This is a genomic window from Cyanobium gracile UHCC 0281 (assembly GCF_034931305.1).
GTDB lineage: Bacteria > Cyanobacteriota > Cyanobacteriia > PCC-6307 > Cyanobiaceae > Cyanobium > Cyanobium gracile_A.
Genome location: NZ_JAYGHY010000033.1, coordinates 21,380 through 28,296 on the forward strand (window position 1 = coordinate 21,380; position 6,917 = coordinate 28,296).

At 69.2% G+C, this 6,917-nt stretch carries 5 protein-coding genes and 1 pseudogene; 3 read left to right on the forward strand and 3 right to left on the reverse strand.

Features of this window, described 5'->3' with window-relative positions; translation table 11 throughout:
• Positions 1 to 53: 53 nt before the first annotated feature.
• Entirely contained in the window at positions 54 to 1,292 is a 1,239-nt protein-coding gene (argJ, locus tag VB739_RS10585; protein ID WP_323357027.1) for a bifunctional glutamate N-acetyltransferase/amino-acid acetyltransferase ArgJ, read from the reverse strand.
• Here argJ and coaE point away from each other — a divergent pair.
• Positions 1,266 to 2,048: a dephospho-CoA kinase gene (coaE, locus tag VB739_RS10590; RefSeq protein ID WP_323357028.1), complete on the forward strand. Its 783-nt coding sequence runs from the start codon at positions 1,266 to 1,268 to the stop codon at positions 2,046 to 2,048. The two genes, argJ and coaE, sit on opposite strands and share 27 nt — an antisense overlap.
• A gap of 204 nt (positions 2,049 to 2,252) precedes the next feature.
• Positions 2,253 to 3,383 carry an alpha/beta hydrolase gene (locus VB739_RS10595; RefSeq protein WP_323357029.1) on the forward strand — a complete coding sequence of 377 codons (1,131 nt, stop codon included), beginning with the start codon at positions 2,253 to 2,255 and terminating at the stop codon, positions 3,381 to 3,383.
• Positions 3,384 to 3,401: 18 nt separating this feature from the next.
• Here the strand turns inward: VB739_RS10595 and gatB are convergent, their stop codons facing one another.
• The gene (gene gatB, locus VB739_RS10600) at positions 3,402 to 4,898 is read right to left on the reverse strand and encodes an Asp-tRNA(Asn)/Glu-tRNA(Gln) amidotransferase subunit GatB (protein WP_323357030.1); all 1,497 of its coding nucleotides are present in this window, start codon (positions 4,896 to 4,898) and stop codon (positions 3,402 to 3,404) included.
• Between the two features lie 110 nt (positions 4,899 to 5,008).
• Here gatB and VB739_RS10605 point away from each other — a divergent pair, with 110 nt between their 5' ends.
• Positions 5,009 to 6,193: an FAD-dependent oxidoreductase gene (locus VB739_RS10605; RefSeq protein ID WP_323357032.1), complete on the forward strand. Its 1,185-nt coding sequence runs from the start codon at positions 5,009 to 5,011 to the stop codon at positions 6,191 to 6,193.
• Positions 6,194 to 6,215: 22 nt separating this feature from the next.
• Here the strand turns inward: VB739_RS10605 and VB739_RS10610 are convergent.
• Positions 6,216 to 6,854: pseudogene (locus VB739_RS10610) on the reverse strand (adenylate/guanylate cyclase domain-containing protein); the annotation flags it as partial.
• Positions 6,855 to 6,917: the final 63 nt, after the last annotated feature.

A 6,917-nucleotide genomic window follows, 5' to 3' on the forward strand; every position in this document is an offset into this window, starting at 1 on the left:
CTGCCATCTTGCCCAGGCGTGGCCCCGGCATCCATGAGGACCGGCCGGTGGGCTCAGGTGGTGTAGTCGGCGTTGATGCGCACGTACTGATCGGAGAGGTCGCAACCCCAGGCGCTGCCGCTGCCGGGGCCGTCCCCGACCCGCAGTCGGATCGCGATCGTGTCGTCGCTGAGGTACGCGCCTGCGGCCCGTGCCTGCATGTAGGCCGAGGCCGCCGGCCGGTCGAAGTCAAGGGGCTGGCCGGCCGCCATCAGCTGGTGCTCCCCCAGCCAGAGGGCGACGGCCTGAGGATCGAACGCCACCCCGGCCCGGCCGGCGGCGGCCAGGATGCGTCCCCAGTTGGGATCGCGGCCATGGATGGCCGTCTTCACCAAGGAGGAGCCACACACGGTGCGGGCGATGGCGCGGGCGCCGGCTTCGTCGACGGCGCCCTCCACCCGCACCTCGATCAGGCAGGTGGCGCCCTCGCCATCACGGGCGATCGCCCGGGCCAGGTGCTGCGACACCGCCGTCAGGCCGGCCTCCAGCGCCTCGAAGTGCTCGGGGCTTAAGGGCTCGCCGGCGGCAAACGCCAGGTACGTGTCGTTGGTGCTGGTGTCGCCGTCCACCGTGATCGCGTTGAAGGAACGATCCACCGCCCGCTGCACCATCGCCTGCCACACCCCCGCCGGCACGCCGGCATCACAGGTGAGGTAGCCCAGCATCGTGGCCATGGCCGGGTGGATCATTCCCGACCCCTTGGCCATGCCGCCGATGCGCACGGTGCGGCTGCCGAGACTGGCCTCCAGGGCGATCTGTTTGTCGATCAGATCGGTGGTGAGGATCGCCGTGGCCGCTGCAGCGCCACCCTCATCAGACAGCCCCGCCATCAGCGGTTCCATGGCGGCCAGCAGCGGCGGCATCGGGATGGGCACGCCGATCACCCCGGTGGAACAGATCAGCACCTGCTCCTCGGGCAGACCCAGCCGCTCCGCCAGGGCGGCGGTGGCCCGCAGACTGTCGCTGCGGCCCCGCTCGCCGGTGCAGGCGTTCGCCTGGCCGGAGTTGGTGAGGACAGCCCTGGCCCTGCCGCCCGTGGCGGCCAGCCGTTCGGCGCAGAGGTCGACGCAGGCCGCCCGCACCCGGTTGGTGGTGAAGCTGCCGGCGCAGACCGCCCCCACCGGCGCCAGCAACAGGCACAGATCGGGCTTGCCGGAGGGTTTCAGGCCCGCGGTGAGGCCCGACGCCAGAAATCCTTCCGGGGCCGTGACGCCACCGGGGATCGGATGCCAGGGGCCAGGGACGCTCACCATGGGGCCAATTCACGCTGGACTCATCCTGAAGGGGCGCCGGACTCCAAGGATCCGCAGTCGCGGCGTCGATCAGCGGGCGCCAGGCCCCAGAGTGCAGCCAGCGGATCCACCCCCCTGAGCCAGCCCCAGCGCCGCATCGGACTGACCGGAGGGATCGCCACCGGCAAGAGCACGGTGGCCGCTCTGCTGGAGCAACGCTTCGGGCTGCCGGTGCTGGATGCCGACCGCTTCGCCCGCGAGGCCCTCGCGCCAGGAAGCCCCGGAGCGGTGGCGGTGCTGGCGCGCTACGGCGAGCAGGTACGGGCGCGCTGTGAGGCTGCCCCTCCGGCCGCTGACGCTTGCCCGGCCCTGGACCGGGCCGCCCTGGGAAGGATCGTGTTCGCCGATGCGGCCGAGCGGGCCTGGCTGGAAGGGTTGGTGCACCCCCTGGTGCGGGCCTGCTTTGCTGCCGAGTTGGAACGGCTTCAGGAGCTTCCCACCGTGGTCCTGATGATCCCGCTGCTGTTTGAGGCGGGGCTGGAGAGCCTCTGCAGCGAGGTGTGGCTGGTGGATTGCGACGAGACTGAACAGCTCCGACGCCTGATGGCTCGCGATGGACTCGCCGCTGAGGAGGCCACCGCCCGGATGCACTCCCAGTGGCCAATGGCACGCAAACGGGCCCTGGCCCAGGTCGTGATCGATAACTCCCAGCCCAGCAGCGATCTGCCCTTGCAGCTGACCCACCTGCTCCGGTCCCGTCCTCTCAGAGCGAGCTGACGGCTTCATCCTCGGCGCCTGGACAAGGGGTGCCATTCGCCTGGACGTGAAGGCGTGTCGCTCAGGTGGATCACGTCAACGCCAATCCATCAGGACATGAGCCAGAGAGCAGGCTCTCGAGGTAAAGATTGTTGCAGAGATCCCACAACACCAAGGCGCGAACGGGGGCCCACATGACAATGACAACTCGCCAGAAGAGCAGGAATGTCGCGCACCATTCGTTACTTCGCCACCAATCGCGATCGCGAAAAACTCGGTCGGGCTTTTGATGATGATCAGCGCATCAAGCTGCAGCGCAGCGGTTACCACTGGCTCGACACCGATGTCTGCATGGCCCAGTACCTGGGCAGCACCAATCCCTCCAGCCTTCCGATCGAGGCGGTGGTCGCCGACGAAGAACGAGAAAGACTCAAGAACTTCCTCGCCAAACCATGCATCCGTTCGGTGGTGATTGGCATTCACGGCTTCAATGTGCCACTGCACGGTGCCATCACCTCCTTTTCCCTGCTGGCCGAGCTGTTGCAGCAGCAACTGGCCCGGCAGGGTCATTCACTGCTGATGGGTCCGGACGCTATCGACGAGAGCAGGGATCACATCGCCTTCATCGGTTTCTCCTGGCCGTCCGATGGCAGCGTGCTGGCCTATCAGTCGGATCGCAGGGAAGCGGTCCAGTCCTCCGCGGCACTGGCCAACACGATCGCCACGATCCGGACAGTGAATCCCAACGCCAGCATCGCGATCATCGCCCACAGCATGGGCAACTACCTCACCTGCCACATGCTGGCCAGCCTGCTCAACGAGGAGAGCTGGCCGAAGCAGGCCTTCAGTGGCGACGACGCCGGCCGTCGACTGACGGGCCGCCTGTCGCGCAGAGAGCAAAACGGCGGCGAATCCTTTGTGGATCAGTACATCATGCTGGCCCCCGATGTGGAGCGGCGGGAAGTCACCCAGTGTCCGAATGTGCAGGTCCATTCCGAGCGACTTCACTACATCGGGCCCTTCTACGGAGGGCTTAAGCACCTGGTAGGGCACACCCATCTCTTCTACTCTCGCCATGACAGCGCCCTTCAGGCTTCGGTGCTGGAGAAGGAAGCCCTGCGCGAACCGATCGAGAAGCTGAAGCAGCGGCTCACGGGCCCCGAGCTCAGCAAACGCTGGGAAAGCAGCCTCGGTCTCAATCCCCTTCCTTCGCTGGCACCGCCCAACATGACGGGGTACAACGCCACCCGGCTGACCAATCGCGCCATCGACCACGGCGATTACTTCGACGCGCCGGCCATCATCAGCACCGTTGCCGATCTATTGATTCAACCGCCAATCACCACCTGGACCTGATCGAGGAGGCGTCACCGATCAGCCCTTGAGCTGCTCGCTGAGGATCCGGTTGGCCAACTTGGGGTCGGCGCGGCCGCCGGTGCGCTTCATCAGCTGCCCCACGAAGAAGCCCTGCAGCTTGTTCTTCCCCCCGCGGAAAGCCTCCACCTCCTCCGGGTGGGCCGCCAGCAGCTCCGCCACGATGGCGGCGATCGCCGCTGGGTCGCTGATCATGCCCAGGCCGCGGGATTCGACGATCTCCCTGGCCGATCCTCCTGTCTCGAGCAGTTCCGGCAACAGGTCCTTGGCGATCTTGCCGCTGATGCTGCCCGCCTCGATCAGCTGCACCATCTCGGCCAGCTGCTCGGGCCGCAGGGGCAGCTCGGCGATCGACAGCCGGTTGGCGTTCACATGGGCGGCGATATCACCGGTGACCCAGTTGGCCACGGCCTTGGGGTCGCCGCCGGCGGCCACCGCCGCCTCGAAGTACTCCGCCATGGGACGCTCATCGGTGAGGACGCGGGCGTCGTAGATGGAGAGGCCGAGGGCATCGGCGTAACGGTGGCGCTTGGCCGCCGGCAGTTCGGGAAGCTCCGCCAGCCAGTCCGCACGCTGTTGTGCGCTCACTTCGATCGGCCCAAGATCCGGGTCAGGGAAGTAGCGGTAGTCGCTGGCCCCTTCCTTGCTGCGCATGCTCTTGGTGAGCTGCTTGCCCTCATCCCAGAGGCGCGTTTCCTGCACCACCGGCTCACCGGATTCATAGGCCTTGATCTGGCGGGCGATCTCGAAATCAATCGCCTTCTGAATGGCGGAGAAGGAGTTCATGTTCTTGATCTCCACCTTCACGCCGAAGGGGGCGTCCGGCCCGCGGCGCACCGAGATGTTGACGTCGCAGCGCAGGGAACCCTCCTGCATGTTGCCGTCGCTGACGCCCAGGTACCGCATGATGCGGCGGATCTCCGAGGCGTACTCGGCCGCTTCGCGGCCGGTGCGCAGGTCCGGCTTGGAGACGATCTCGGCCAGGGCCACGCCGGCCCGGTTGTAGTCGACCAGCGAATGGGTGGAGCCGGCCAGGCGGTCGCTGCCGGCGTGGACGAGCTTGCCGGCGTCCTCCTCCATGTGCAGGCGCTCGATGCCCACCTTTTTGAGGTAGGTGTCTTTGCCCTTCTCGGCCACCTCCACCTCGATCCAGCCGTCCTCGGCGATCGGCTGGTCGTACTGGGAGATCTGGTAGTTCTTGGGCAGGTCGGGATAGAAGTACTGCTTGCGGTCGAACTTGCTGTGCTCGGCCACCTGCAGATTGAGCGCCAACGACGCCTTGACCGCGTACTCCAGCACCTTCTGGTTGAGCACCGGCAGGGTGCCCGGCAGACCGCACACCACCGGGTCGATGTGGGTGTTGGGATCGTCGCCGAAGCTGGTGGAGGCGGCGGTGAAGATCTTGCTGGCGGTGCCCAGCTGCACATGGGTCTCCAGGCCGATGACGGCCTCCCAGGCAGCTTCGCCCTTGCCTTCCGCCCTGTTCCCTTCAGCCATGGTCGCGAGTCCTGCCGGCGCTGTCGGCCCCCCGCGCTCGGCCGGAGGCACTGGTGGCGATCCTAGGCAGCGGCAGGCGGCCGCTTGAATGGGTGCCTTCCGAGCTGGAGATGCGCCCCCTGGCTGGCCCCCCTGCCGACGCCGAACCCGTGCTGATCCTGGGTGGGGGCCTGATGGGTCTGGCCATCGCCCACCAGCTGGCCCGTCTCGGCCGCTCCGCCACCGTGCTCAGCCGCCGCCGCAGCGAGGCGGCCGGCTTCGTGGCCGCCGGCATGCTGGCCCCCCACGCCGAGGGTCTGGGAGGGTCGATGCTGGCCCTGGGCCAGGCGAGCCTGGAGCGGGTGCCGGCCTGGGTGGCCCGCATCGAGGCCGACAGCGGCCTGCCCTGCGGCCTGCGGCCCTGCGGGATCGTGGTGCCCTTCGCCACAGCCCCCGAGCGCGACGCCTACCCGACCGCCCCCTTCGGCGAGCCCCTCGACCGCGCCGGCCTGGAGCGGGAAGTGCCCGGCATCGGGCCCGCCTGGCGGCACGGCCTGCTGTTTGCCCAGGACGGCCAGATCGACAACCGCCGCCGCCTGATGCGCGCCCTGGAGCGGGCCTGCGTGGCCCGGGGGGTGCGCTTCGAGGAGGGCACCGAGGTGCTGGAGCTGCTCACCGGCGACGGCGGGCGCCTGCGGGGGGTGCGACTGCGCCGGGCCGAAGGGGGCGAGCACACCATCGCCGCCACCACGGCCGTGCTCGCCTGCGGCGCCTGGAGCGGCCGGCTGCTGCCCGAGCTGCCGGTGCACCCGGTGAAGGGGCAGATGCTGTCGCTGCAGGGACCGAGGGCCAGCCTGGAGCGGGTGCTGTTCGGCCCGGGGATCTACCTGGTGCCGCGGCAGGACGGCCTGCTGGTGGTGGGCGCCACCAGCGAACCCCAGGCGGGCTTCGACGACGGCCTCACCCCCGAGGGCCAGAAGCAGTTGCAGGCCGGCATCGCCGCCCTGCTGCCGGAGGCGGCCCTGTGGCCGCCGATGGAGCGCTGGTGGGGCTTCCGGCCCGGCACCCCCGACGACGCGCCACTGCTAGGCCCCGGACCGATCGAGGGGCTCTGGCTGGCCACGGGCCACCACCGCAACGGCGTGCTGCTGGCGGCCATCACCGCGGAGCGGATCGCGGCGGCGATCACCGCGGCCGCCCACGGGTCCGGGGCGGTTGCGGCGGGTAGTCCCCTGCTGGCGCCCTTTCGCTGGGACCGGTCGTTCCCTGCAGCCCCTGGAGCGCATACACCTCCAGGGGCACGGGCCAGCCCTTGAGGGTGTGGCTGCCCAGCGGCAGCACGTCCAGCTCCCCCGGCAGCAGCGCCAGCAGATCGCCGCTGATCAGGATCGGGTGCTCGGGAAACAGTCGCGTCAGTCCCTCCAGGCGGCTGGTCACGTTGACGCTGGCCCCCACCACCGTGAACTCCAGGCGTTGGGAGGAGCCCAGGTTGCCGGCGATCACCTCCCCGAAGTGCAAGCCGATCCCGTGCTGCAGCGGCGGTGTGCCCGCCGCGACCAGTTCGGCGTTGAGGGACTCCAGCCGCTCCTGCATCGCCAGGGCGGCCCGCACCGCGGCCCTGGCCTCCTGGGCATCCCCACGGCTGCGGGGCACCCCGAACTCGGCCATCACCGCATCACCGATGAACTTGTCGAGCAGGCCCTCCTGCTCCAGCACCGCACCGGCCATGGCCTCGAAGTAGCGGTTGAGCAGGGCGAACAACTCGGCCGGTTCCAGCACGGCACTGAGGGGCGTGAACCCCACCAGGTCGCTGAACAGCACGGCGCAGCGGGCCCGGCTGCCCACCGCCTGGTTCCACACCGGCCCCGGGCTGCGCAGGATGTCGCGCAGCAGGGTGGGGGAAACGCGCCGGCTCAGCACCTGGTGCAGATAGGCCCGCTCCCGGCTCTCCGCCAGCCCCTGGCCCACGGCCCGCACCCCGCCGCCGCAGGCGGGGGCCAGCAGCAAGGCGGCCAGCGGCAGCCGCAGCAAGGCAAAGAG

Bases quoted from the DNA above. Each gene is read 5' to 3' on its own strand.
- argJ (WP_323357027.1), bottom strand. From the start codon at position 1,292: ATGGTGAGCGTCCCTGGCCCCTGGCATCCGATCCCCGGTGGCGTCACG.
- gatB (WP_323357030.1), bottom strand. From the start codon at position 4,898: ATGGCTGAAGGGAACAGGGCGGAAGGCAAGGGCGAAGCTGCCTGGGAG.
- coaE (WP_323357028.1), top strand. From the start codon at position 1,266: ATGCCAGGGGCCAGGGACGCTCACCATGGGGCCAATTCACGCTGGACT.
- VB739_RS10605 (WP_323357032.1), top strand. From the start codon at position 5,009: ATGCGCCCCCTGGCTGGCCCCCCTGCCGACGCCGAACCCGTGCTGATC.
- VB739_RS10595 (WP_323357029.1), top strand. From the start codon at position 2,253: ATGTCGCGCACCATTCGTTACTTCGCCACCAATCGCGATCGCGAAAAA.